Origin of the sequence: Maribacter sp. MAR_2009_72 (genome assembly GCF_007827235.1) — a bacterium.
Lineage (GTDB): Bacteria > Bacteroidota > Bacteroidia > Flavobacteriales > Flavobacteriaceae > Maribacter > Maribacter sedimenticola.
In genome coordinates, this window is the sequence record NZ_VISB01000001.1 from 2,727,614 (window position 1) to 2,753,062 (window position 25,449).

At 39.9% G+C, this 25,449-nt stretch carries 19 protein-coding genes and 1 tRNA gene; 9 read left to right on the top strand and 11 right to left on the bottom strand.

What is annotated here, in order from left to right; translation table 11 throughout:
• The first annotated feature begins 250 nt into the window (after positions 1 to 250).
• Positions 251 to 541: a DUF2188 domain-containing protein gene (locus tag JM81_RS11550; protein ID WP_144805634.1), complete on the top strand. Its 291-nt coding sequence runs from the start codon at positions 251 to 253 to the stop codon at positions 539 to 541.
• Positions 542 to 722: 181 nt separating this feature from the next.
• Here JM81_RS11550 and JM81_RS11555 read toward each other — a convergent pair whose 3' ends face one another.
• From JM81_RS11555 to JM81_RS11575, 5 genes are all read right to left on the bottom strand, one after another.
• Positions 723 to 1,760, bottom strand: a complete 1,038-nt coding sequence (locus tag JM81_RS11555) for an Ig-like domain-containing protein (RefSeq protein ID WP_144803577.1) — start codon at positions 1,758 to 1,760, stop codon at positions 723 to 725.
• 37 nt (positions 1,761 to 1,797) lie between these two features.
• Positions 1,798 to 2,412, bottom strand: coding sequence for a response regulator (locus JM81_RS11560; RefSeq protein ID WP_144803580.1), 615 nt, complete (start codon positions 2,410 to 2,412; stop codon positions 1,798 to 1,800).
• Complete coding sequence (locus JM81_RS11565; RefSeq protein ID WP_186435568.1) at positions 2,409 to 3,998, bottom strand: sensor histidine kinase; 1,590 nt, start codon at positions 3,996 to 3,998, stop codon at positions 2,409 to 2,411. The genes JM81_RS11560 and JM81_RS11565 overlap by 4 nt, the downstream gene beginning before the upstream one ends.
• A gap of 241 nt (positions 3,999 to 4,239) precedes the next feature.
• Positions 4,240 to 4,782 (bottom strand): hypothetical protein, encoded by a 543-nt coding sequence (locus JM81_RS11570; protein WP_144803586.1) that lies wholly within the window; start codon positions 4,780 to 4,782, stop codon positions 4,240 to 4,242.
• Positions 4,783 to 5,126: 344 nt separating this feature from the next.
• Positions 5,127 to 7,742 (bottom strand): M14 family metallopeptidase, encoded by a 2,616-nt coding sequence (locus JM81_RS11575; RefSeq protein WP_144803589.1) that lies wholly within the window; start codon positions 7,740 to 7,742, stop codon positions 5,127 to 5,129.
• 348 nt (positions 7,743 to 8,090) lie between these two features.
• Between JM81_RS11575 and JM81_RS11580 the strand changes: the two genes are divergently transcribed.
• Together JM81_RS11580 and JM81_RS11585 are read left to right on the top strand one after the other, a co-directional pair.
• A complete protein-coding gene (locus JM81_RS11580) occupies positions 8,091 to 9,359 on the top strand; it encodes a PQQ-dependent sugar dehydrogenase (RefSeq protein WP_144803592.1) in 1,269 nt (422 codons plus the stop codon).
• A gap of 34 nt (positions 9,360 to 9,393) precedes the next feature.
• Positions 9,394 to 10,392: a DUF3500 domain-containing protein gene (locus JM81_RS11585; protein WP_186435569.1), complete on the top strand. Its 999-nt coding sequence runs from the start codon at positions 9,394 to 9,396 to the stop codon at positions 10,390 to 10,392.
• Between the two features lie 125 nt (positions 10,393 to 10,517).
• On the opposite strand, the gene JM81_RS11590 is transcribed toward JM81_RS11585, so the two are convergent.
• Positions 10,518 to 10,591: transfer RNA gene (locus tag JM81_RS11590), tRNA-Ile, on the bottom strand.
• Between the two features lie 58 nt (positions 10,592 to 10,649).
• A complete protein-coding gene (gene mce, locus JM81_RS11595) occupies positions 10,650 to 11,054 on the bottom strand; it encodes a methylmalonyl-CoA epimerase (RefSeq protein ID WP_144803597.1) in 405 nt (134 codons plus the stop codon).
• 65 nt (positions 11,055 to 11,119) lie between these two features.
• Between mce and rbfA the strand changes: the two genes are divergently transcribed.
• Positions 11,120 to 11,512, top strand: a complete 393-nt coding sequence (gene rbfA / locus JM81_RS11600) for a 30S ribosome-binding factor RbfA (RefSeq protein WP_089261193.1) — start codon at positions 11,120 to 11,122, stop codon at positions 11,510 to 11,512.
• A gap of 4 nt (positions 11,513 to 11,516) precedes the next feature.
• Positions 11,517 to 12,722: an ABC transporter permease gene (locus JM81_RS11605; RefSeq protein WP_144803601.1), complete on the top strand. Its 1,206-nt coding sequence runs from the start codon at positions 11,517 to 11,519 to the stop codon at positions 12,720 to 12,722.
• Here the strand turns inward: JM81_RS11605 and dusB are convergent.
• Positions 12,719 to 13,717, bottom strand: coding sequence for a tRNA dihydrouridine synthase DusB (gene dusB, locus JM81_RS11610; RefSeq protein ID WP_144803604.1), 999 nt, complete (start codon positions 13,715 to 13,717; stop codon positions 12,719 to 12,721). The two genes, JM81_RS11605 and dusB, sit on opposite strands and share 4 nt — an antisense overlap.
• Positions 13,718 to 13,920: 203 nt before the next feature.
• Here dusB and JM81_RS11615 point away from each other — a divergent pair, with 203 nt between their 5' ends.
• The 3 genes from JM81_RS11615 to JM81_RS11625 are packed head-to-tail and all read left to right on the top strand — an operon-like array spanning position 13,921 to position 16,266.
• Positions 13,921 to 14,703: a prolipoprotein diacylglyceryl transferase gene (locus JM81_RS11615; RefSeq protein WP_144803607.1), complete on the top strand. Its 783-nt coding sequence runs from the start codon at positions 13,921 to 13,923 to the stop codon at positions 14,701 to 14,703.
• Positions 14,675 to 16,069: a radical SAM protein gene (locus tag JM81_RS11620; protein WP_144803610.1), complete on the top strand. Its 1,395-nt coding sequence runs from the start codon at positions 14,675 to 14,677 to the stop codon at positions 16,067 to 16,069. The genes JM81_RS11615 and JM81_RS11620 overlap by 29 nt, the downstream gene beginning before the upstream one ends.
• A complete protein-coding gene (locus JM81_RS11625) occupies positions 16,066 to 16,266 on the top strand; it encodes a hypothetical protein (RefSeq protein ID WP_089261198.1) in 201 nt (66 codons plus the stop codon). Before JM81_RS11620 ends, JM81_RS11625 begins: the two co-directional genes overlap by 4 nt.
• Positions 16,267 to 16,270: 4 nt before the next feature.
• Here JM81_RS11625 and JM81_RS11630 read toward each other — a convergent pair whose 3' ends face one another.
• Together JM81_RS11630 and JM81_RS11635 are read right to left on the bottom strand one after the other, a co-directional pair.
• Positions 16,271 to 18,670 carry a TonB-dependent receptor gene (locus tag JM81_RS11630; protein ID WP_144803613.1) on the bottom strand — a complete coding sequence of 800 codons (2,400 nt, stop codon included), beginning with the start codon at positions 18,668 to 18,670 and terminating at the stop codon, positions 16,271 to 16,273.
• 108 nt (positions 18,671 to 18,778) lie between these two features.
• Positions 18,779 to 21,184, bottom strand: a complete 2,406-nt coding sequence (locus JM81_RS11635; RefSeq protein ID WP_144803616.1) for an outer membrane beta-barrel family protein — start codon at positions 21,182 to 21,184, stop codon at positions 18,779 to 18,781.
• 204 nt (positions 21,185 to 21,388) lie between these two features.
• On the opposite strand from JM81_RS11635, the gene lepA reads away from it, so the two are divergent.
• Positions 21,389 to 23,185 carry a translation elongation factor 4 gene (lepA, locus tag JM81_RS11640; protein ID WP_144803617.1) on the top strand — a complete coding sequence of 599 codons (1,797 nt, stop codon included), beginning with the start codon at positions 21,389 to 21,391 and terminating at the stop codon, positions 23,183 to 23,185.
• On the opposite strand, the gene JM81_RS11645 is transcribed toward lepA, so the two are convergent.
• On the bottom strand, positions 23,182 to 25,044 hold the full coding sequence (locus JM81_RS11645; RefSeq protein ID WP_089261275.1) for a cation:proton antiporter: 1,863 nt from the start codon (positions 25,042 to 25,044) through the stop codon (positions 23,182 to 23,184). The two genes, lepA and JM81_RS11645, sit on opposite strands and share 4 nt — an antisense overlap.
• Between the last annotated feature and the right edge of the window lie 405 nt (positions 25,045 to 25,449).

Sequence of the window (25,449 nt, forward strand, 5' to 3'; positions counted from 1 at the left end):
ATCCCTACAAATGGGTATTTTCAGAATAAAACACTGTAAACAAGATGATTACAATATATTCTATACTTTGAACACCAAATCAACAAGCTGTTTTTCTATTTTAAATTTCTTCTTAATAAAGACCTCTAGCACAGTGTTGAAAGCACTAACACAATTTTCCTAAGTCACATCCACTTGCGTACCTACCCAAATGCCACCACCACCCCTTTCCCTTGAAAATGCTATCTTCGGGAGCAAGACCAAATACATTATGCCCAAAAACCCTACACAGCAATCTTGGGTTGCTACGTTAATTGAACTGGTGGAAGTCTTTTTTACCAGTTTTCGCCAAAGTAAAAGCGGTAGAACGTGGCACCAACATGTAGTGCCTTATAAAAATGCTTGGGCCGTACGGCGCGAAGGGAACAAACGTATTACCTCCAAGCACAGGCTACAGCTTACAGCTATCAACAAAGCCAAGCGATTGGCCCGTAAATACAAGGCAGATGTCATTATCCATAGAGAGGATGGTACTATACGCGACCGTATCAATTTTGAGTAATTGATCATAGAATTAAAAGGAAGGTGGGAAGTATTTTACAATTCCAAATTTTATACTTAGTCCTGCTGAGCACAACCAAAGGACAATGTCTTTGTAAAGAGGCCGCTGAAACTCCCTCTGGGTAAAAAACGGATGTGTTTAATAAAATGACGTTCTGTCCTTATTTTAGGTTGTCCGCTTATTAAAAAACAATGTCCCCTTGTATCAGGTAGTCGGTCAGCAAGGAGCGCATGGCGTTCTGGTCCAAGCCTACCGGAGTTTCGGACCGATAGAGGGTCTTAATGATCTCTTGGTCAAAGGTGCTAAATTGATCCGCCGGCCCGGAACACATGACACTGGTTGCCTCAGTGTCGCAGTATTGGTCCGAGGTATGTCCCAAACCAATTATATGGCCAAACTCATGTTTAAAGAGGCCTTCATCTGGACCACGCATCCATATTCTACCTTTATAAATTTGGTAATCACTATCCGTGTTATAAAGTGCGTAGCCTCCAAAATTTCCATCACTGATCAAGTCGTACATATCGGGCCAAATGGTCACAACAGCGCTAGTTGGACCCATAATTAGATGTACATTGGATTCTTCTGGTGTAGCCACCAGTTCAATTGTAGTGCCATCTGTCATCAATGCTCTAAATTCATCCAAATAGTTCTCAACAGTAGCGGCATAATCACTTGGCAAATCTCCTTCAATATATAATTGTACCGCTCCTTGCCATTTTTCACTGAGATTGCCACCACTTGCCGTGGGTGATAATTTATACGTTAAATAAATATATTCGTTTACAAAACTTTTTTGAAAGTTGGTCAATGGTCCGTCATCTTTGTCCAATATGTCTATGGTAACAGTCGCAATAGTCTTATTGCCTTTTATGTCCTTAGCGCTTACATCAAACGATATGGATTGTGTGGTTTCATAATCAAAAATGGGCGTTCTTTTTGTCCAAATCTCACCTGTGTTTGCACTGACGGTCAGTTCAATATCCGATTCCAATGCATATGTAATTTTATCCCCTTCAGGATCCTGCGCAGTAATGCTTCCAATGGAAGTTAACTCAAAAGGGTTTTCATAAATAGTAAACTGTTGATCCGCCATTATAGGACTAGCATTAACCGGAACAGGCTCTTCAATATCCGCTACTTCATCTTTGGCACAAGAGAACATGAACAAAAGACCCACTACACTAAGAACGTTATACACTTGCTTATTGATTCTCATAAACTGTTTAATTACGATTACTATTTACGCTAACTTTTTAAAACTCATACTTCTTCTCTACTGCATACCTCAACAATTCCCCTGCGCCACTCAAACCCAATTTACGGATCATGTTCTTACGGTGGGTGTCTACGGTACTTTTGCCAATAAAGAGTTCGTCCGCAATTTGATGGCTGGTATGGCCTTTGGCAACCAATTGTAAAATTTCGCGCTCACGGGAGGAAAGCACACTTTTAGAGCTGTTCCTTTCCGCATCCGGCAAGTGAATCTTTTTGTCGTAATAGGTTCTGCCATCGGCAACGGTCCGTATGGCTTCCAATACCACCTCTAAACTACTGTTCTTTAAAATATAGCCTTGCGCCCCTGCCGCCAGCATTTGTTTAACAGCATCATCTTGGTCAAACATGGTAAAGGCCACTACCTTGGTATTGGGGTGCTCCTCCAAGATAATCTTGGTGGCTTCAATACCGTCTAGTTTGGGCATACGAATATCGCACAGCACCAGCTTTGGGCGTCTTGCCCGTACCAGTTTTAATAATGCCTCCCCGTTATTGGCATGGCCAATGATGGTTATATCATCCTCATATTTTACAAAGGATGTAATGCCGTCTATAAGGGCTTGGTGATCTTCGGCTATGGCTACGGTAATCATATGGGTATGTCTATTAAAATGGATGTGCCTTTGCCCAATACACTATCTATGGTAAAATGGCCCTCTAAATGTTCTATTCGTTTTTCAATATTGGTCAATCCCATACCGTTTTTGCCCTTTACGGCGTTGGTACGGTCAAAACCTTTGCCATTGTCTTCCACAATGATGTTCAAGGTGTCCTCATGTTGGGTCAATTGTATATTTAACGTTGTGGCTTCGGCATGTTTAATGGCATTGGCCACCAATTCCTGTACCGTTCTAAAAAGACTTAGCTCCAATGAATTTTCAAGTCGGTCACCCATGCCAAAATCCTCTACGCTAACCTGTAACGCATTGGTTTCCGAAATTACCTGTGCCATTTTCCTTATGGCGGGCAAAAGCCCTTGATCACTCATTACGCCGGAGTTTTTACTATGGGCCATACCCCTTACTTTTTGGTAGGCCTCTTCCAGTAAGGTTTCCGCCTTGTGCAAGGCCGGGTCTTCGTATTTATTGTTTACCGTATTGAAATGCAGTTTTATCGTTGCCATTAGACTACCCAAATCATCATGTAGTTCATTGGCCACACGTTGCCGTTCCTTTTCCTGCCCCTCTATCATGGCATCTATACTAACGAGTTCCTGCTGCTTTAATAGGTTGTCTACGCGTTCTTGTTTTAGTTGGGTTTCCTGTTCTGCCAATAACCGTTTTTTGGTGGTGTTCTTCTGAAGTAATATGGCAAATCCTAAACCAAATAGCAAAGTAAAACTAGCCGCTATAAGCCAGTTCTGTGTGGTTTTTTGCTTATTTTCACTAACAACCTTATCAAGTTTTAATTTATCTGTTTGATTTTCAATTGAAAGTAATGCCGTTTCCAAGGAATTATTTTTAGCACCAATTTTATACTCATTTTCAATTGAAAGATTTAAATAATAGTATGCGGAATCATATCTGCCTTCTTCTTCTAAGATCCAAGAATTCAATCGATTATAAAAAAATTTATCCTTTAATGTTTTTGCTGTCTTATTATAACGTTGTAAATAATTTTTTGCTTGAACAAAATTTTTTTGATCCAACTTTAAACTGGCCAATTGCCAAAGATTTGTACTATTATAATCCTGCCAAAATAGTTTACCCTTTGTTGCCGAATCGACTTTTTTAAAATAAAGCTCAGCTTTAGTAAATTCTCCTGAAAGTTTAAATTGAATTCCTTTCTCAAAATGGTAGTAATTCAAAAATGGATGTTTAATTGGCAATAATGAAACCATAGAATCCATTTTCTTAACAGTTTTTCCATAGTTAAAATCAATTTCTAATTGATCATTAGCTTTAGACTTAAAAATTGTTTCTAATAATAGAATTCTAAAAGCATCGACATTATCATCATTAATCTCTTTTAAATGATTTAAATATGGCTCATATTGCTTACTTCCTATAAATATTTCAGCTTTTATTAAATTTAAAATAGAAGTTAAGGCCAACTTTACCAACAATTTATTACCTGTTTCGTCAGCAATACTTTTCGCTTTTGAAAAACTATTATATGCCTGAAGAATTTTTGGACTTTTTTGATATTGATATAAATAACCATTAATAATTGATTTCATTATTTCCAATTCTTTTGTATCTGATTCAGATTTAAATAATATATCGGAATTAGTATTTTTATTAATCATTATTTTAATTAATGCAAGCGAATACTCTTGTAGTTTAGGATTATTAATATTTATTGCGTGAATCTTAGCCTCTTCAAATTTTAAATTCAAAATTGAATTAATTGATTTTGAAAAAGAAATTTCCATTGTATATGAAACATTCATTACAATTAATAAAATAAATGGCGCAAGCTTATACAAAATTTGAATATGTGGTTTTACATCTATCTTGCCTTGTCAATGGTGGCATTTCATCAAGTCTCTCCAAGTCTACAACTAAAGCCCCATCTCGCTGATAAAATTCTGAATCAAAAACGCCTTCATTTAAATGATCAGATTTGATTTTATTCGACATCTTTTGTAGCTCTCTAGTTACTATTAAACCTTTTAAATTAATTATTGGGACATTAGAGCATTTTACAACTAACTGTTTATTGTTACCATGACTTCCCGCGTTTGCTTTTAAATACAATGTCAATTCGGCTTTGTCTCCTGTTAATTTAAAAGTATTTTTAGTTTCCTTAAGCATTCCTATATTAAATAGTCCTTTGTAGTTCAATAAAGTCAATGTCATACTTTTTAGTAAGCCCTTTTTTACATTTAGTTTTGCAGAAACTGCAAAAAAAGTACCGTACAATTGACTACAATATATTAATTGATTATTCTCAATATCCTGTTTGTTAATGTTACAAGTAATGTTTATTAAACCTTCAGTATTAATTTCGTTTGAACTCATAATTTTTAGTTTTTTGGTTTGGTTAAAATTGAAATAAATTAGGATGGTATAGCATCCCTATAAGTGGGTATTTTAAAACCGCGGTACTTATTATTCATCAATATGAAAAAGACGGCATCACTACAAGGTGGCTATCAAGCAGGGGGAAGGATGAACGACCAATGCTCTAATACGCTTTAACAATTTAATGTTTTCTGGGGAAATATCACAACAGCACATAAAGTATTCCATTGATTTGCAACCATTTGTGTTTGCAAAGGGTATTACCCCCAAAAGAGCCGACTATAAACACAAAAAAAGCCCTATCATTAACTGATAGGGCTTTGTATTATTCGTATCAACATTTATTCCGCTGCTCCTTCGTAAATGGTGTTGAAGATCAATTTATACGTACCGCGTGGTTGTGCCCTAAACTGGGGCCTGAAGGCAAACAATACTACAGAGCCCTTGCCATATTTTGCCTTTACCATAGCCGGTTTCTTGGCAATATATTTCTTTTCGCCCATGGCCCAACCGCTCATAAGCAGGTCTTTTTCCGCATAATTGGCAATTACTTCAATTTCCGGAGCAGGAGCATCGGCTATTTCTTCGGTGCCGCCTTCTCCCTTTTTCCTTTGCTTGATAATCTCAAAGGCACGGCTTTTATTGAACGATACCGCAACGGTATCCTGCATACCAAATGCCAAGGGGTGCGAAGTATCAAAACCTGTCTTGATCAACGATCCCGGTATAAAGAATTGCTTACTGCCGGCGCCTTCCGTAGCATCCTTTAAAGGCAGTCCAAATTGCTCAATCACAAAATTACTGGCCTCATCGAACGCCATAAGGGTACCGCCATTTTTTACATAATTGCTCAGTGCCAAGGAACCTTCAAGACCCAAGCCTCCGGTAAACTTTTCTGGCATGGAAAGGGTCGTATGCCCATGTAGCAATGATTTTACACGTTGTGACGGTAATATCAGCACATCATATTTGGATAGGTCCGCCGTTTGTATATCCCGGTCATGTAGGGTATCCGTCTCAAAGGCATATTCATCCATTACAAAGCGGGTCCACCCTTCATCCATATTGGACACCCAAGATTTATACAGTCCCACTTTAGGGGTGTGTATCTTGACCATATCTACCTTAGGTTTCGATGACAGGGCCGTAAACTCCAATCCGTATGTATTTGCCAATTCATCTACAGAGGCCGTACCTCCAGAAACTACATAGGAACCTGCCGGATGAGTGGTCTTGCCCAGCTTTAATGCTGCCTTGGTCCTATATGCCGTTCCTCCTCCTTTTAAAATTTTGTTGGTAGCAATGACCGATGCATTGGAATTGGCGCTCAATAGATATCCAAAATCAGCCTTTTTAGGACCGTCAGGTGCATAATACGGTACCAACCCGTCCACTTTCTCCGTAGCAATATCCATGGCCGTAGCAATTCTATCTACAGACACGCCCATTTGTAAGGGCAATGTCCACCCTGCCAAATCATAAGGGGTATCCGGTGGGCCACCGGGATATTGAAAACGGGTAGGGTAATTCTGTTTTTCCAACAGATCCATTAAATAGGGTCTAAATGCCTGTCCGCCATAGATTACATAGGACTCTGCCTCATATTTGGTGCCGTCCACTTCAAAAGGTTTGGTAGCTTTTTCAATCTCTATACCGCCCCGCAACAATACGTTCACCAAATTAACGGACTCAAAAGCATCCCATTGGTCCTTACCGATGACATAGGCATAGGGACCTTCCGTCTTTGCCTTTTCAATGGCCGAAGCTCCCATTTTGTAAATATTATGTAGATAATTGCTCTTGCGGTCCGCAGCCAGGTCCAATGTGGCCCAGGTGGCGGTCAACATATAATCTACCGCATCCCTAAAATGAGATTCGCCACCTTTCCATGGGTCGGGATACATGATATCCGTACCGTCCGTAGGTGTACCCCCCGCTACGGTCTTAGGCAATTTCTTTGGGTCGTAGAACCGTGGGGTTGGGGTAGTGTGTCCGGTTTCGGTCAAAATACCGATCATATTATGGTAGTAAGGCACGGTACGCCCACCGCCGTTCCAGAACATGGTATAGAAATTATCCGCTATGGCACCCGGCATGTTTACCAATGAAAAACGCTTGGTCATGGCAGAACCCACCTCACTTACCGCAGCGGTTATGGCCGGGTGGATCTTTGGGTTTACGGGATCTGCATAGGGCGGTAAGGAAATCTTGGTCCACGATGGCGAGGACTGGTGGTGGTTGTATACTATTTGTGGATACCATTCATTGTACAATATCTTGGTTACATTATAGGTTTCCGGCATGGTGTTCATGAACCAATCCCTATTATTGTCATGGCCCATATAATAATGGTACAAAATGGGTGGACGAGAGGTTTCATAGGCGGTACCCAGATTCTTTTTGTACCAGTCCACCACAATATCCAACCCATCTGGGTTCATGACCGGCATTAGCAAAGTAATGACATTTTCCCTGATTTTTTTCATTTCGGTAGACTCCGAAGTGGCCAAAGTATAGGCCAGTTCCGAGGTCATTTGCCCGTGTGCCAACTCGGTAGAATGCATACCACCATCTATCCAGACAATGGCCTTGCCCTCTTCGGACAAACGTAAGGCTTCCTGTTCATCTACCTGTACCCGTGCCAGTTTGGTGCTGATATCCTTCCATTTATCCAACTGTTGGAGATTCTCTTCGCTAGATATAAAAAGAACGTACATTTTTCTGCCCAAAACGGTTGTGCCGATCTCTATCTTTTGCACCCTATTGGATGCCGCATCGAGCTGGGTCAAATAATCTTCGATCTGTGAATAATCCGCAAGCTTATAATCATCGCCTACGTTAAAACCATACACATCTTTTGGAGCAGGGACATTTTGCGCCACCGCTAAGGATACACAAAACAAGGCCATTACAACAGCCAACAGTTCGACTTTGCAACTTGTAATTTTTGAAATCATTTCTTTGAGTAGTTTGTTTGGACTAGTAAATTAAGCATTACCACAGAGGAAATTAAATATTACTCAGCAAGAAAATGTTAAAAGAACTGTTAATTTCCATCTGCGTAATTTGAAGGGCGTTTAATTGCCGATTTGAAAGGTCAACCCCCCTCATTAACATTTTGTCAACCAAAGCCCATACACCCTTTAGACGTAATTTTATCTTTTTAAAGGCCTAATAAAACTGGTAATAGAGGACTTGCCACTGCATATACCTGAGCTTTTAATATGTCCTAGATTGTTAAAACCTATACCAACCCTAAAATAAAATCTTACTTTTAACGGTACCATCAACCATAAAACCAACCAATGACAACAAAGACCAAAACCAAAAGCCTGCTTCATGTTGGTGCTTTTGCAATACTGGTATTCTTTACAGGATGCAAGGACGAAACCAAAACCCCTGAAAAAAAGGCAACCAATAACACAATTCTTAAAGCTCCGAGCGGATTTTCAGTAGAAGAGATAGGGAAAGATTTGGGAGCGGTACGCCACTTGACCGTGGCCAGCAACGGGGATATCTATGCCAATAGATCCGTGCTCAACGAGGGCAAGGCCATTATTGTTCTTAAGGATACCGATGATGATGGTACCGTGGACACACAGCATGAATTCGCAGACCTGCCCGGTACCGGAATACTGGCTACGGATCAATATCTCTACGCTTCTTCAAATGCTGCCATATTCCGATATGCGTTCAATGATGATCAAGAATTAATGGATACCGATAATCCTGAAAAGATAGTGGACGGCCTTATTGATATGGGCGCGGACAATGCTAAGCCTTTTACCATAGACAAGGACAATACCCTTTATGTGACCATTGGTTCTTGGAACGATGCCTGTAGGGATAACGAAACACAGGAGGGAATGATCCCTTGCCCCATTTTAGAAACCGCCGGAGGTATTTGGAAATTTCAGGCCAATGTTCCTGACCAAACCTTTACAGATGGGGAACGGTATGCAACGGGACTAAAAAATGCGGTGGGTATTACATGGAACCAAAGCACAAATTCTTTGTTCGCCACTGATCACGGCCGTGGTGGCCTGCACAATTTTTATCCGGACCTCTATTCCAAAAAACAAGATGGGGAACTACCGGCGGAAACTTTGTACGAAATAAAGGAAGGTGATAATGCCGGATGGCCTTCTACCTACTTTGATCCAATAAAAAATAAACGCGTACTGGCACCGGAATATGGCGGGGACGGTGATAAAGAGGGAGAAATTGACGCAATTGAACCCTTAATGGCCTTTCCAGCTCACCTAGGTCCCAATGATTTGCTGTTCTACACCGGGAACATGTTTCCGGAAAAATACAGGAACGGCGCCTTTATAGCCTTCCACAACCAATCTCCAGAGCTTAAAATTGGTTTTTTGGTTGCTTTTGTGCCCTTTAAAGACGGTAAACCCAGCGGAAAATGGGAAATATTCCTGGATAATTTTGCAGGATATGACCTAAAAAACCCTGAGGGAGGAACTTTGCTACATAGACCTTGTGGACTGGCTCAAGGTCCCGACGGCGCCCTTTATGTCTGTGACGATTTTGGCGGTAGCATATTTAAAATCACTTATTAAGCACCAACTAAAAAACAAAAACATGAATCAATTAATGAACAAAACCCTAGTATGGATCGTATTGGCCATGGTCCCCAGTTTGGTGGTTGGCCAAGATGCATCCATCGCCAGTAGGTTTATATCCACCTTGACCCATTCTCAAAAAGAACAAACCGTATATCATTTCAAGGCCGAAGATCGGGATGATTGGCATTTTTTACCGTGGAGTTCCTATAAACGCCAGGGCATCCCCCTAAAAGAACTGAATACGGCGCAGAAGGATTTGGTGCATCAGCTTTTACAATCTTCGCTTAGCGATACCGGCTATCAACAGACAACGGAAATTATTGCGTTGGAGCATGTATTGGCCGCAAGTTCCGGTGACCCTGTTTATAGGGACCCCGAGCAGTACTATATTGCCATTTATGGAGATCCAGCCCAAGAAGATGTTTGGATGTGGAGTTTTGAAGGCCACCATGTAGCGCTACAATTCACTACCGTTGGTGATACCGTTTCCTATACCCCAAGGTTTTTTGGTTCAAACCCCGGTAGGATCATGGAAGGTGATCGCAAAGGTTTTAGTCCGTTGATCAATGAAGAGGATATGGGCCTGCAACTGATACATATGCTTACCGATGAACAGCAAAAGGTAGCTATTGTGAGCGACAAGACCTATAATGACATTATTAGCTTTAACGCCCCTGTGGCCAAAAAACCGGATTTAGAAGGTATGTTGGTCCAAGACATGACAGAGAAACAGAAAAAATTATTGATGGATATTATTTACGAATATGCCTCTACCATACCTGCAGATCAGGCCATGCAACGAATGGGCAGTATCCGCAAAGAGGAGCTTGAAAACCTACGGTTTGCATGGGCTGGTGCCACCGAACTTGGTAAGGCACATTATTACCGTATTCAGGGAAATACCTTTATGATCGAGTTTGATAATAGTCAAAACAATGCCAACCACATACATACCGTATGGCGCGATTTTGATGGTGATTTTGGGAGGGATATGCTAAAGGAACATTATAAGAGCCATACCCACTAAACCACTACTACATTTTAAAAACCCCTTAAATAACACATTAAATTTATAGGGTTGATGATATATAAAAGCCTGGATGTAAAACAAAAAAACCCTTCAATTGCTTGAAGGGCTGTCCTCGAAGGAAGTGGTCCCACCTGGGCTCGAACCAGGGACCCCCTGATTATGAGTCAGGTGCTCTAACCAGCTGAGCTATAGGACCCGCGAAATGCGGATGCAATATTACTACTTATTTTTAACTGTCACAAACAAAATAAGGGTTACTCTTTAATTTCTTGGCACAACTCTACCAGCACCCCATTGGCACTCTTAGGATGAACAAAGGCAACGAGTTTGTTATCTGCTCCTTTTTTCGGTTTTTCACTAAGTAATGTAAAACCTTCTTTTTTTAAGCGTTCCATTTCCGCAACGATATCCTCTACCTCAAACGCTACGTGGTGTATGCCTTCTCCTTTCTTTTCTAAGAATTTAGCAATTGGCCCGTCTGGTGCAGTGGCGGCTAATAATTCTATTTTATTGGGTCCGGTTTTAAAAAAAGAGGTCAATACACCTTCTGATGCTACTTCTTCTTGTTTATAAGGGGCTACACCCAACAATTTCTCAAAAAGTGCATTGGAATCGTCCATATTGTTCACTGCAATTCCCAAATGTTCAATCTTTTTCATGCCTAAATTGCTTCAGAGTACATTCTATAGGGCTTAAGATACATTTTTCTATGTACTTTTGCAGTATGGAGACGCAAAGACAACGTAAAATAGCTGGGGTCATTCAAAAGGATATTGTCGATATTCTACAGAAGGCCGCCATAGATGGGGGACTACGAAATACGCTTATTTCGGTTTCCAAGGTTTCCGTTACGACAGATTTGTCCATCGCAAAAATTTACCTGAGCATTTTTCCCAATGATAAGGCCGGTGAACTTATGGAGGGCATAAAATCTAACCAGCCTTTAATTAAGCACGAACTATCACAGCGTACCCGAAATCAATTACGCAGGGTTCCAGAACTATTGTTCTACCTTGATGATTCTTTGGACTATATAGAAAATATTGAAAAATCGTTGAAACGCGAGGAAAACCCTATTGAAAACAGGGATTTATTGCCCAAGCGAAAAAAGTCCTGATCGTTTGAATTTTCCCTTATATATCGCCAAACGATATGTGCGTTCCAAAAGCTCACAGAACGCGGTCAACATTATTAATTTTATTACTTTTTTGGTAATCGTTATCGGTTCTGCCGCACTGTTCATTGTACTGTCCGCATTTGCCGGATTAAAAACTTTTAGCCTTTCATTTACGGAATCCTTTGACCCACAACTAAAAGCCTTACCAATAACGGGAAAGACATTTTCATTGACCCCGGAACAGGAACAAAAATTGCTGGCAATAGATGGCCTGGCACACTATTCCAAAGAACTGGAGGAAAAAGTTTCCTTGGAACATAAAGGGAAGAACCATATTGCGTACATAAAAGGAATAGACAGCAATTATACCAAAGTAACGGGCGTAGATAGTACCTTGTACATTGGTGACTGGACAATTAACGACACCCAAGTGGTATCTGGGTTGGGTATCGCCAATATCCTGGGGGTAACCATAAACCAGTTTAGAAGCCCATTACAGATTTATGCCTTTAAACCGGGTAAGGGCTCTATTTCTCAACAACGCATTTCATCGCTCTATAATCAACTACCAATGGTAATTGGTGGGGTATATGCGGTGGAGGCAGATCTGGACAATAAATATGTTTTTGCCGATTTACGCCTTACACAGGCCTTATTGGAGAAAGATTCGCTACAGGTATCTGGGGTAAATTTTAAAATGGACGAGGGTATTGACCCCAATACCGTGCGCCCTGCGTTACGTGCCGTTTTAGGCCCAAATGTGGTATTGAAGGATAGACAGGAACTTAATAGTACGCTGTATAAAATGCTGAATACCGAAAATGTTGCCACCTACCTTATTTTCACCCTTGTGCTGATCATTGCCCTGTTCAATGTGGTGGGTGCCATTATCATGATGATCTTGGACAAACAACAGAATTCTAAAACATTATACAGTCTAGGAACAACGATAAAGGAATTGCGACACATTTATTTTGTCCAGGGAATATTGGTAACCTGTTTTGGAGGGTTGATAGGAGTTTTAATTGGAGTGCTCCTAATATGGTCCCAACTAACCTTTAGCTGGCTTATGATTACACCTTCTCTTGCCTACCCGGTTAAATTTGAGTTTATTAACATCGTCATTGTACTGACTACAATAGTGGTATTAGGCATCATTGCATCCAAGGTGGCAAGTAGTCGCATCAACAAAAAACTAATTGAAAGCTAGGAAAGGGTAAATTCGTGGTCTCCAAATTTTTCCAATACCTCATCAAAGGCCTCAAATACCGAAGCAGAATCATCACTAGTGACCATTTTCATACGATACTCCTTAAAATTGGGAATTCCTTTGAAATAATTGGTATAATGCCTTCTGGTCTCGAACACACCCAATGTCTCTCCTTTCCAATCAATGGACATCTGTAAATGACGGCGCGCGGCATCTACACGTTCTTCCATGGTTGGCGGGGCCAAATGTGTGCCCGTTTCAAAAAAGTGCTTAATTTCCCTAAATATCCAAGGATATCCAATACTAGCGCGACCAATCATAGCGCCGTCCAGACCAAATTCATCACGCATTTTCATTGCCGCTTCCGGAGAATCTACATCACCATTGCCAAAAACGGGAATATGCATTCTTGGGTTGTTCTTCACCTCTCTAATGGGGTTCCAATCCGCATTACCCTTATACATCTGCGCACGGGTTCTACCATGTATTGAAATTGCCGCACAACCTACATCTTGTAATCGTTCTGCAACCTCAACGATTTTTATAGAATCATCGTCCCAGCCCAAACGTGTCTTCACGGTAATGGGTAAATTGCTATGCTCTACCATGGCCTTTGTCAAGGATACCATTAAATCAATATCCTTTAGAATACCTGCTCCTGCGCCCCTACTTACTACTTTCTTTACAGGACAACCAAAATTAATGTCTATAATGTCCGGGTTGGATTTTTCAACAATTTCCACGGACTGTAGCATACTATCCAAATTGGCGCCAAAAATTTGAATACCTACCGGACGTTCCTTTTCATAAATATCAAGCTTCATAACGCTCTTTGCCGCATCACGTATCAACCCTTCTGACGATATGAACTCCGTATATACGACATCTGCTCCCTGCTCCTTGCAAAGGGCACGAAACGGGGGGTCGCTTACATCTTCCATAGGAGCTAAAAGCAACGGGAACTCTGGTAATTGTATGTCTCCAATCTTTGGCACGGTACCTTATATTTTAAGGATGCAAAGTTATATAAAATTACGAGATGCACCTTAGAAAGGATTTGTACACTACCCTAATTGCTAGAACCCTACTTGAGCAGCATGCACGCTCAATTTAAAAGAAAGCGTGTAAATTAGTACTCCAAATTGCTCATAACCGGGCGTACAACTATTAGAATCCACTTTTATTGGACAATTCCCCTATGAATAATTCCTTGCTTGTTGTCCCTATCCCTTTTGAGCCTACCGTTTTTGGCGTTACGTTGAACATGCATTTGATTTTGGAATATTTGGCCTTTTTTATCGCCTTTAGGTATTATATCATCTTACGCAAAAAAAAGGGTGATGCCATTTCTTCGGAAAACAGGCTTTCCATAATAATCGGTGCTGTGTTTGGGGCCTTGCTCCTATCAAGACTGGTAGCCTTTTTAGAAAACCCTACCTTACATTTTGAGCAAGGTCTACTTTTTAACCTGAACAACAAAACCATTATGGGCGGCCTTTTTGGTGGATTGTTGGGGGTAGAACTGGCTAAAAAGATAATTGGAGAACAACGTTCTTCTGGGGACCTTTTTACCTTGCCTATACTTCTTGGAATTATCATAGGTCGGTTAGGATGTTTTCTGGCCGGTGTAAAAGAGTTTACCTATGGTAAAGAAACGTCTTTTTTTATGGGGATGGATTTGGGTGACGGGGTTACAAGGCACCCTATAGCATTGTACGAAATTCTTTTTTTGTCCGTCCTTCTGATAGTCATCAAAAAACTACAAAAAAACAACGCATTACCTACTAACGGCGACTATTTTAAACTATTTATGGTTAGCTATTTTGTATTTCGTTTTGCCGTGGAATTCTTAAAACCCAACCAGTTTTATATCCTTGGCCTAAGCAGCATTCAAATATTATGTTTAATTTGTTTCCTGTACTACCACAAGTTCATTGTTCAAGGAATTGTCTATGCCCGAAAAAAGTTACACGTATTATGATTTTACTATAAGCCTATGCCCAGAATGTCTTAGAAGGGTAGATGCCAAAATCGTTTTTGAAAACGAGAAGGTATATATGTTTAAACACTGCAAAGAACACGGCAGGTCCAAAGTTTTAATTGCTGATGATATTGAATATTATAAGAACATAAGAAACTATAACAAAGCTTCTGAATACCCAAAAACGTTTAATACCCAAACCCACTTTGGTTGTCCGTATGACTGCGGGCTCTGCCCTGACCATGAACAGCATTCATGCCTAACGGTCGTTGAACTTACAGATCGTTGTAATTTAACCTGCCCTACGTGTTATGCAGGTTCGTCTCCCACCTATGGCCGTCACAGGACCGTGGAGGAGGTAAAACAAATGCTTGACGTTATCGTGAAAAATGAAGGCGAACCGGATGTGGTTCAATTAAGTGGTGGCGAACCTACAATGCATCCCCATTTCTTTGAAATCATGGACTATGCAAAAACATTGCCCATTCGTCATTTAATGTTGAACACCAACGGAATAAAGATTTCCAAGGATTTTGAATTTGCCAAAAAATTGGCAACCTATGCCCCTGACTTTGAGGTTTACCTTCAGTTCGATTCCTTGAACGATACTATTTTACAAACCTTAAGGGGTGCAGATTTGGCGAATATAAGGTTACAGGCCCTGGAACATTTAAACCGGTTAAACCTTTCCACTACTTTGGTGGTTACCCTGCAGAAAGGCCTTAACGACCATGAAATGGGCAGCACCATAGACTTCGCCTTAAAACAACAATGTGTTCGGGGGGTCACTTTTCAACCCACACAGATTGCAGGTAGGTTGGAAAATTTTGAAGTGGATGAAAATAGGATAACCCTAACCGAGGTTCGAAGAAAAATTTTAGAACAGTCCCCTTTATTTAGTGCAGACGATCTTATCCCGGTACCCTGTAATCCAGATGCCTTGGTCATGGCCTATGCTTTAAAGCTGGGAAATGAAATTAGTCCGCTAACACGTTATATTAATCCAGATGATTTGTTGAACGAAGGAAAAAACACCATTATATATGAACAGGACGAACAATTGCACGGAAAAATGATCGAACTGTTCAGTACCGGCAATTCCGTAGAAACAGCATCTGAAAACCTAAAAAGCATTATGTGCTGCCTGCCGGAAATCGATGCCCCAGAACTGGGATATGACAACCTGTTCAGAATTATCATTATGCAATTTATAGATGCCCATAACTTTGACGTTAGGGCCATTAAAAAGTCATGCGTGCACATTGTAAACAAAGATTACAAAATCATTCCTTTTGAAACCATGAACCTTTTTTACAGGGATGAAAAGGTGGCGCGTTTAAAAGAACTACAAACAGAAGTGTTATGATATTGGAAGTTGGTAACCTTGATGGCATCTTTATACTGATCTTCTTGATCATGTTTGGTCCTGCCCTATTATTCATACTCATTGGAAGTATATTATTTGCCAAAAAAAAGAAAAAGGCCGGCAAGGTTTTTATGATCTTAGCAGGGGTCTATCTGTTGATCAGTATTGGATACTGTGGTATATTGATGTCCTCCTAGATCTTTATAATCGTTTTCCCTCATCAGTATTCTTGCGCTTGTAATTATCACGAATCTTGGTATTGCCAAATTTATATCTAAAACCAAATACAAATAGCCTGTTTTCCCACCTGGTACTGATACTGTTTCGTTGGTCGAGATAATTTCTGGTTGAATTATAATTACCGTTGTTAAATATATCCTCCACGGCCAGAGATAAACTGGCCGCCTTGTTCCATAATGTCTTTCTAAAGGCAAGCCCCAATTTACTAAAGGACTCAAATTTGGCGTTACCACTAATACGAGGCGTAAAATGGGTAAACGTTAAATCTGCATACAATGATTTATCACTCAACAAGGTAAAACTGTTCGTTGCACGGGTATGGGTGGTCCATATATCATTTTCAACGATGAGACCCGTTTCCGGATCTTTGAAACTATCCTTGTCATAATAATGACTAATGAGGAAGAACAAGTTCCAATAAGAAGTCAGGTTTTTGGAAATACTGGCATCCAGGCCATAATAATAATTGGTTTCCAGATTAATGTATTGGGTACGTAATATATTGGCGGTATTATCCTGAAACACTTGTTGGGATTGCTCATTTGATTTTTTACTGGCAAACAACACTAGCTTATAGGTTTTGTCATACACATAATCTAACTGGAGATAATCACTATATGCCGGTTTAAGTTCTGGGTTGCCCTCTTCAATGGAATTGGCCGAATAATAAAATTGAAAGGGGTTTATATCCCCATATCTTGGTCTGGTAATGCGCCTAAAAGATTTTAGGTAAAAGGCATTTTTATCTATTGTGTATGACACGGACAATGAAGGGAAAACGTTAAAGTATGACCTTGTAGTTGTATTGACCCCAGTATTCAACTCACCTTTAGAATCTGTATATTCCCCTCTAAGACCTACGTTCATTTTCCAATTTTCCCAGTTGTTATTTAGGCTTATATAACCGGCATAAATCTGTTCGTCGTAATTGAAAACCCCAAACTCCGTTGGCTGTACACCCTCTACTGCAGTATCAAACCCTATTTGTTCAATACCTGCTTCAGAATTTATGGTGGCCAGCCTTAAACCTGTCTCTAAGGTTGTGTGGTCGTTAAAAGGGTACGTTAAATCTGTCTGCAAACTGTATAGATTAATGATCTGGTCAGATGACACTTCTAAGGTGTTTTCTGAAGTATAGACTGATGCGCCCTGAACAATGTCATTCGTTATAACCTGCTCCCTTTTATTATCATAGTACGTAAAGTGTGCATTGGTGGATAGTGTGGCTCCTTTATCGTTTATTTTATGAACCCAATCTATATAATTAGCACTATTGAACATATCATTGTCCAATGTATTCAATCCTTGCAATTGCGCGGTCAACTCCCCATCAAGGTTCTCAATAGCGGTCTGGGAAAAAAAACGCCTTGCCCTATTGGGGGTAAAGCTGCCATTTGAAGTAACGCTGAGGGTGTTTTTTTCATCTAGCTGAATATCTAAAAATACATTAAGGTTATGTTTCTTTTCTTTAGTGACCGATTTTTGCTCGGCGGTCCATTGTTCACTTTCCTGCCCATCTTCAAAAAAATTGGTGATATCCGTATATCGTGCCCAATTGCGGTTATGACTAAAACTATAATTCGTAGAAAAATCTATTTTTCTGCCCTTAAAGAAATGGTCCATACCTATTGTATGTTTTGGCAGGACTCCTTGGGTGTACCTATTAAAAACGGCACCGTTATATCCCGAGACCAAATTCTTTTTCATTTTAATATCAAGCACCAATCCGCCTTCTGCACTGTACTTGGCGGGTGGACTCGTAATTACCTCTATGGATTCTACGTTACTTGCAGAATTGCCCGTCAGTAGATTAATAATATCCTCTTCCGGCAAATTGATCCTTTTGCCATTGATCATGATGTTTACTTTGGAACTACCGTTAATATACAGTTTGTTGTTCATGACCATTACACCGGGAGTACGTTTTAAAACGTCCCAAATATCTCCCTCTGCCAAAGCGGTGTTTTCAATATTAAAAATATGCCGGTCAGCCAAATGTTCAATCTTAGGTTTTTGATGGGTTACCACTACCTCATCCAACAATTGGGCATTGTTCAACCTCAGCGTAAGCATTTTCATGTCTTTGGTCAATTTAAACACAGGGCTTTCAACCGTATTTTCTATGTAACTGGCCGCTATGCTATACTCGCCTTCGGTTACAGATTTAAACATGTAAAACCCCTTATCATCGGTTACGGTACCCTTAATGAAATCACCATCATTGGTCAATAGAATAATATTGGCCAAGACAACCGGTTGCTCCTCGGAATCCATGACCAAACCGGTAATCGTAAAATCTTGCGAAAAGGCTAGGGATGTTGTAAAAAGTAGTAATAGTGTGGTAATTAAATCCCTCCTCATTTATGTTGGTTCTTACCACTAAAATAGGAAAGTAAATCGGAAATGTCTGACAGAAATGTTAAAAAATTAACAGGAAAAATTACTAAATTCTTAAAATTGAATCTGTACTCAATTATCCAGGCGATCACGCTCTATTTTATCGATATCCCTTTGATTATCCTCTAAACGGAAATTACCAAAATTATAAGTGAACCCAAATTTAACGTACTGGGTTTCCGGGGTAGACAGAAACCTATTGTCCTGGTTGAGGTAAGTGGAAGTAAAGTAGGTATTGTACTTGTTTAAAAGATCATTGGCGCTTAGACTTAAAACCATTCTATTTTTGTTAAAGGATTTTCTAAGTCCCAAGGTCAAATTCATTAATTCATCTTGAATATAGGACCCTTGCAAATAGCCCGATAAGTACACAAAGCCCAATTCTCCCTTAAAGGTGCCGTCCTTGGACAGCGTTAGGTAATTGGTCAGGTCTACATAAGCTCCTTGATAATCAAGAGCGAACGAATTTTCATTGCTCTGTACGGCCAAGAATGTTTCGTCCTCATGAAAGAGAGATATGTAACTGTACAAGTACCAATTGTTGCTGATAGACTTTCCATAGGTGAAGTCAATGCCGTAAGAGGTGCTTTTCAACACATTCTGGGTTACGTCCCGTACCACCAAATTGGTATTGTCCTGAAAGGTCAATGTTGAAATGTACCTACCATTATCCCGGTAATAAAAATCAAAAAAGTATTCTTGTTGTAAGGTATAGTTAAGATTAAAATTATGGCTAAAATTTGGAGTCAGGTTAGGATTGCCCTCCTCAAAAGTACGTTCGTTAATATATGTTCTGAACGGGTTTAAATCATCATATCTTGGCCGTTTCAACTTCCTGGAATAGTCCAATGAAATACTATGGTCATCATTTATGGTATGTAATACGAACACGGAAGGGAAAAACTCCAGGTATTCCAGATCATTAATTGTGGTAACACTTGCAGATACCCCAGTACTTTTAGTTTGCTCTGCACGAAACCCAGATTTAATACTCCATTTCTCCCAATCCTTGGACAGACTAACATAAGCGGAATACACATTTTCATCATACGTGTAATCATCTGACAGATTGGCTATGAACTGGGAGCCATTATTCTGTAAAAAATAATCAAGGGTACTTTTTGAATCTATAAACGATCCCTTGACCCCGGTTTCAAATGAAATACTGCCAAAATAATTGCTATAATCCAATTGTGCGGTTTTTATATCTATTTGCTGGTCCGCAATCGTAAAAAAATTATACTCGCGTACAAACGACCCGTCAGGTAAAAAATAGTCCGAACCCACATCCTGGCCACGGTTAAAATCAAAATACGTGTAATGGGCATTTGCGTTTAAACTGCCCTGGTCTTTAAAGGTGTGCTTAAAGGTTAAATCACCGGAAAGGTTAGTTTTTTTCTCGTCCAAATAACTGTTTGTGGTAAATGTGGAATCTATAATACCGGCACCGTTCCTTATTATGGTTTCTTGAAAATACTCGGCATCCCGCTTGGGCTCTAATTGGGTATTGGTCGTAAGGCTTAAGACATTTCTGTCATCTATCTCATAATCAATGTTCAGTGCGGCAATATGTGCCTGGGTACGTATTATTTGGTCAAAATCAGTGTCCCAAATGGAAAAAACACCCCTCTCATCCTTAAAATTAATGGTATTCAACAAACCCTTATATTCCTTTTTTGGTACATAATTATAATTGGCATTAACATTCAGTTTATTGGTCTTATAAAAGTGCGATGTGCCAAAATTATACTTTGGAAATACTCCTTGGGTATACCCTGCACTAACATTGCCTTTATACCCCAAGGAAACATTTTTACTGGTAATGATGTTCAGCACTGAGCCCCCTTCCGCATCATAACTTGCGGGCGGATTATGAATGACCTCTACCGATTTTATATGCTCCCCTTGATAGTTTTCCAAGAGACTACGTACTTCTTCTGCCGATAGTTGTACTTTTCTATTGTTAATATATACAGTAGTGGCTTGGTTACGAACCTTTAATTCATCATTGTTCACGATTACACCTGGAGTCTGGCGCAATATATCCCAAGAACTGTTTTGGGACAACGCCGTGTTTTCCACGTTAAAAACTATACGGTCTACCTTACGTTCAACGGCTGGTCTATTGCCTACCACCGTAACTTCATTTAACTCTTCTGCACGCTGGTGTATAAGGATGGCACCTATTCTGGTGTCCATAAAAATCTCCAATGCCAAATATTCTGAAGTTTGACCAATATAAGAGGCCTGTAAAAAGTAAAGGCCTTCATTGATATGGTCCATTATAAAAGCTCCATCTTCATCTGCAGAAGTTCCCTTGACCATAGTAGAGTCAGAAACTTGTAATAGAAATACTGAAGCAAAAGGAATGGGTTCTTGGTTTTGATCCTTGATACTACCCTTTAATTCATAGGTTTGTGCAAGAATACTTTGGGTTATACCCAATACAAACAACAAGGTGGTCAATAGTATTTTCAATGCTAACTTGGGGTTATATATCAAATCTAATTAAAAAATTGATGTTTTCAATTACAAATACTGTAATCCAAAAAGAAACTTAAATACATTAAATAGACCAATACGGCAAAGTTTAGCGCTTTAATTTAGATTATATTTGCAGTCGCTCAATATCAACAGCGATCGTACCGTTGTTGTTTTGGCCTTTTTATTATCGTAATCGCTATGAAAAACATTAGAAATTTCTGCATAATTGCCCATATTGACCATGGTAAAAGCACCTTGGCCGATCGTCTTTTGGAGTTTACCGGTTCTGTTACGGACCGTGAAAAGAAAGAGCAATTATTGGATAGTATGGATCTTGAAAGGGAACGTGGTATTACCATTAAGAGCCATGCCATACAAATGGACTATATCTTTAAAGGTGAACAATACGTATTGAACCTGATAGATACCCCGGGCCATGTGGATTTTTCCTATGAAGTTTCGCGCTCCATTGCTGCCTGTGAAGGGGCTTTGTTGGTGGTAGATGCGGCACAGAGTATACAAGCACAGACCATTTCTAACCTATATCTGGCGTTGGAGAACGACCTGGAGATCATACCGGTTTTGAACAAGGTTGATTTACCCAGTGCCAACCCAGAAGAAGTTACGGACGATATCGTTGACCTGTTAGGTTGTAAGGCAGAGGAGGTCATACCTGCCAGCGCCAAGACCGGTATAGGTATAGAGGAAATTTTGAGCGCTATTATTGAACGTATTCCCGCTCCAAAAGGCAATCCTGACGAAGCACTACAAGCGTTGGTGTTCGATAGTGTTTACAATCCGTTCAGGGGAGTGGAAACTTACTTTAGGGTAGTAAACGGTTCTATTAAAAAAGGGCAAAAGATAAAATTCGTAGCTACGGATAAAAGCTACTTTGCCGATGAGGTAGGTACCCTAAAATTAACACAACACCCTAAAAAAGAAATTAAAGCTGGTGACGTAGGTTATTTGATTACCGGTATCAAGGATGCCAGGGAGGTAAAGGTGGGTGATACGATTACGGATTCCGCCAATCCTACAAAAAATCCCATTGGTGGTTTTGAAGATGTAAAACCTATGGTATTTGCAGGTATATACCCAGTGGATACCGAAGATTTTGAAGAATTGAGGTCCTCCATGGAAAAACTACAGCTGAACGATGCCTCTTTGGTATTTACTGCAGAAAGTAGTGCTGCCCTAGGTTTTGGATTTCGTTGCGGATTCTTGGGAATGCTGCACATGGAAATTATACAGGAGCGCTTGGAGCGTGAATTTGATATGACCGTTATTACAACGGTACCCAACGTAAGTTATCATGCGTTTACCCGCAAAGACCCTACGGTGCCTTTGATCGTAAACAACCCCAGCGACCTGCCAGACCCTTCAACCATTGATCGTGTAGAGGAGCCTTATATAAAGGCAACCATAATAACAAAGTCTGATTTTGTGGGCAACGTCATGTCCCTTTGTATTGAAAAGCGTGGGCAAATTACCAATCAGACCTATTTGACCACAGAACGGGTGGAACTTAATTTTGATATGCCCTTGGCCGAAATTGTTTTTGATTTCTATGATCGTCTAAAAACGGTTTCCAAAGGTTACGCCTCATTTGATTATACCCCTATAGGTATGCGCCAATCTAAATTGGTACGTGTGGATATCCTGTTAAATGCCCAGACCGTGGATGCCCTCTCTGCGCTGATTCATTTTGATAGTGCTACCACTATTGGTAAAAAGATGTGTGAAAAGTTGAAAGAATTGATACCAAGACAGCAGTTTGATATTCCTATACAGGCGGCTATAGGATCTAAAATCATTTCCAGGGAAACCATTAAGGCCCTTCGTAAAGATGTTACCGCCAAATGTTATGGTGGTGATATTTCACGTAAGAGAAAGCTTTTGGAAAAACAGAAAAAAGGTAAAAAACGTATGCGCCAAGTGGGTAATGTGGAAATTCCACAAGAAGCTTTTATGGCCGTTTTAAAACTTAACGATTAAGGCTTTTCTTTGTTATCGTCCTTTTTTTCCGAATCATCTGTAGGGAACATTTTGCCTAAATAGGCCAATTTGTACCCTTTTTGAATATCGGTAAAATCCTTGCTGAAAGCCGTAATGATTTGTATATCTCCCTCTAAATCCTTTAGGAACAATGGAATAATGTCGTTATCCGCCTTGGTAATCTCGATCAAGCCTTCATAGTGTTCCGTATCATGAAGCTCTATCTCATGAATGGCAGGAAATTTCCTGGCCGCCTCGGCAAGTTTTATAAAATCATCTGTATGGGAGAACAATCCTTCCTTAGGGTTTTTCTCGGGATCGTTCATTTCATCTGCATCTACCAGTCTAAAAGAACCATTTTCCCCAAAAGCATCCTGAAATTTATTGATGGCATATTTGTTAATGTCTGAATTTCCAGTCAATGCCATTAAATATCCAATATCGTTCAGTTCAATATTGTCCGTCAAATTATCGGAATATACGTTTGCAGAAAAGGCTTCTAGACCGAGCTTGCTGGCCTTGTCAATGTTTGTCTGGTTATTGTCGATCAACACTACGTGCCTATCGTTCTTGTGTAAATATTCCCCAATTAACCTTGATGCCTTAGAAGCTCCTAATATCAAAATCCCTTCTGATTTGTTTAAGAACACTCCAACCATTTTGGCAAAAATACGGGCAGTGGTTGCATTTAAAAGCACCGTTCCCAAAACAATCATAAATACCAGAGGGGTAATGTACTCGGCACCGGGCTCTCCTCTGGACAAAAGTTTGGAGCCGAACAAAGAAGCAATACCTGCTGCAACGATACCACGCGGTCCTACCCAACTAATGAACATTTTTTCATTGAACTTTAAGTTAGAGCCTATGGAACTTAAAAATACCCCTAGCGGCCTAATAATCAACACAATACTTAGGAACAGGGCAATGGTCTTCCATGTAAATATTAATTGAAGGTCCGTAATATTTATATTGGCTGATAGTAATATAAAAAGTATGGAAATCAACAGGATGCTCAACGATTCCTTAAAGTAAAGCAATTCCTTTATATTGGGCAGTTCCGTATTGCCCATAACCATACCCATGACCACAACGGCCAATAAACCGGATTCATGGGCAAATAAATCTGACATGACAAATACCCCAAGAACAACGGATAGGGTGGCAACGTTTAACAGGTAATGAGGAATAGCATTCTTCTTGATTAAAAAAGTCAACGCATGTGCAAAAGTGAAACCAAACGTAAAACCGAACAACAGTATTTTACCAAATTCTATTAACGCCGTCATAGTATAGGCCTGCCCTTCGCCAACACTTATGAATTCATACACCAGTACCGCGGCCAAAGCGCCTATTGGGTCTATAAGAATACCTTCCCATTTTAATATAGCGGAAACATCCTTTTTAAGGGGTATATTCCTTAATATGGGAGTAATTACCGTTGGGCCGGTCACGATAATCAAGGCGGAGAACAAAAAACATAATTGCCATGAAAGGCCAAAAAGAAAATAGGCGGCCAAAGCTGCACCAAAAAAGGTTGTTACACTACCCAGTGTTATCAGTTTCGTAATTACAGGACCTATGCTTCTAATTTCTGAGCGCTTTAAGGTGAGTCCACCCTCAAATAATATTATACTTATGGCCAAAGAGACAAAATAATACAGACTTTCTCCGGGAAACAATCCTTTTTCCCCATTCCAAATAGGTGCTATGATTTTTGAACCATCTTCCGTATATAGTGTAGATAAAGGCCCTACCAGAAGACCTATAAGAATGAGCGGTAAAATTGCAGGAAGCTTTAAACGCCATGCCACCCATTGTGCAAGTATTCCCAAAATAATGATTCCTGCCAGTTCTAGCATATTCTGTATTTTGGTTAAAAATAACAATTTAACGGTATTAAACACCATAAAGTCTTATCCTAAACCTAGCATTTTTGACGCTTTGAAAAAATGGAGCAATTTTGTCTGCTAATTTAAAAGAATCACAGGACGCTAAATCATTTCTCTCCTTACTTACAAAACTTTATAATTCATTTCCATTCGGGTTTTTCTCTTCACCTTCACATAAGGTCAACTTTTTTGGAAACTGCGATTAGAATATTGGCTATTGAAGATAACGAAGCCAGAAACCGTATTTGTTAGAGGCAATACCCGAGCTTACAACCGTAATACTTGATTTTCAAAATAGCGTTAATTAAAAGGGATATTCAGCTAATTACCCGTAGATTTTAATACAATTATTCCTTAACAATAATATTTAAACCC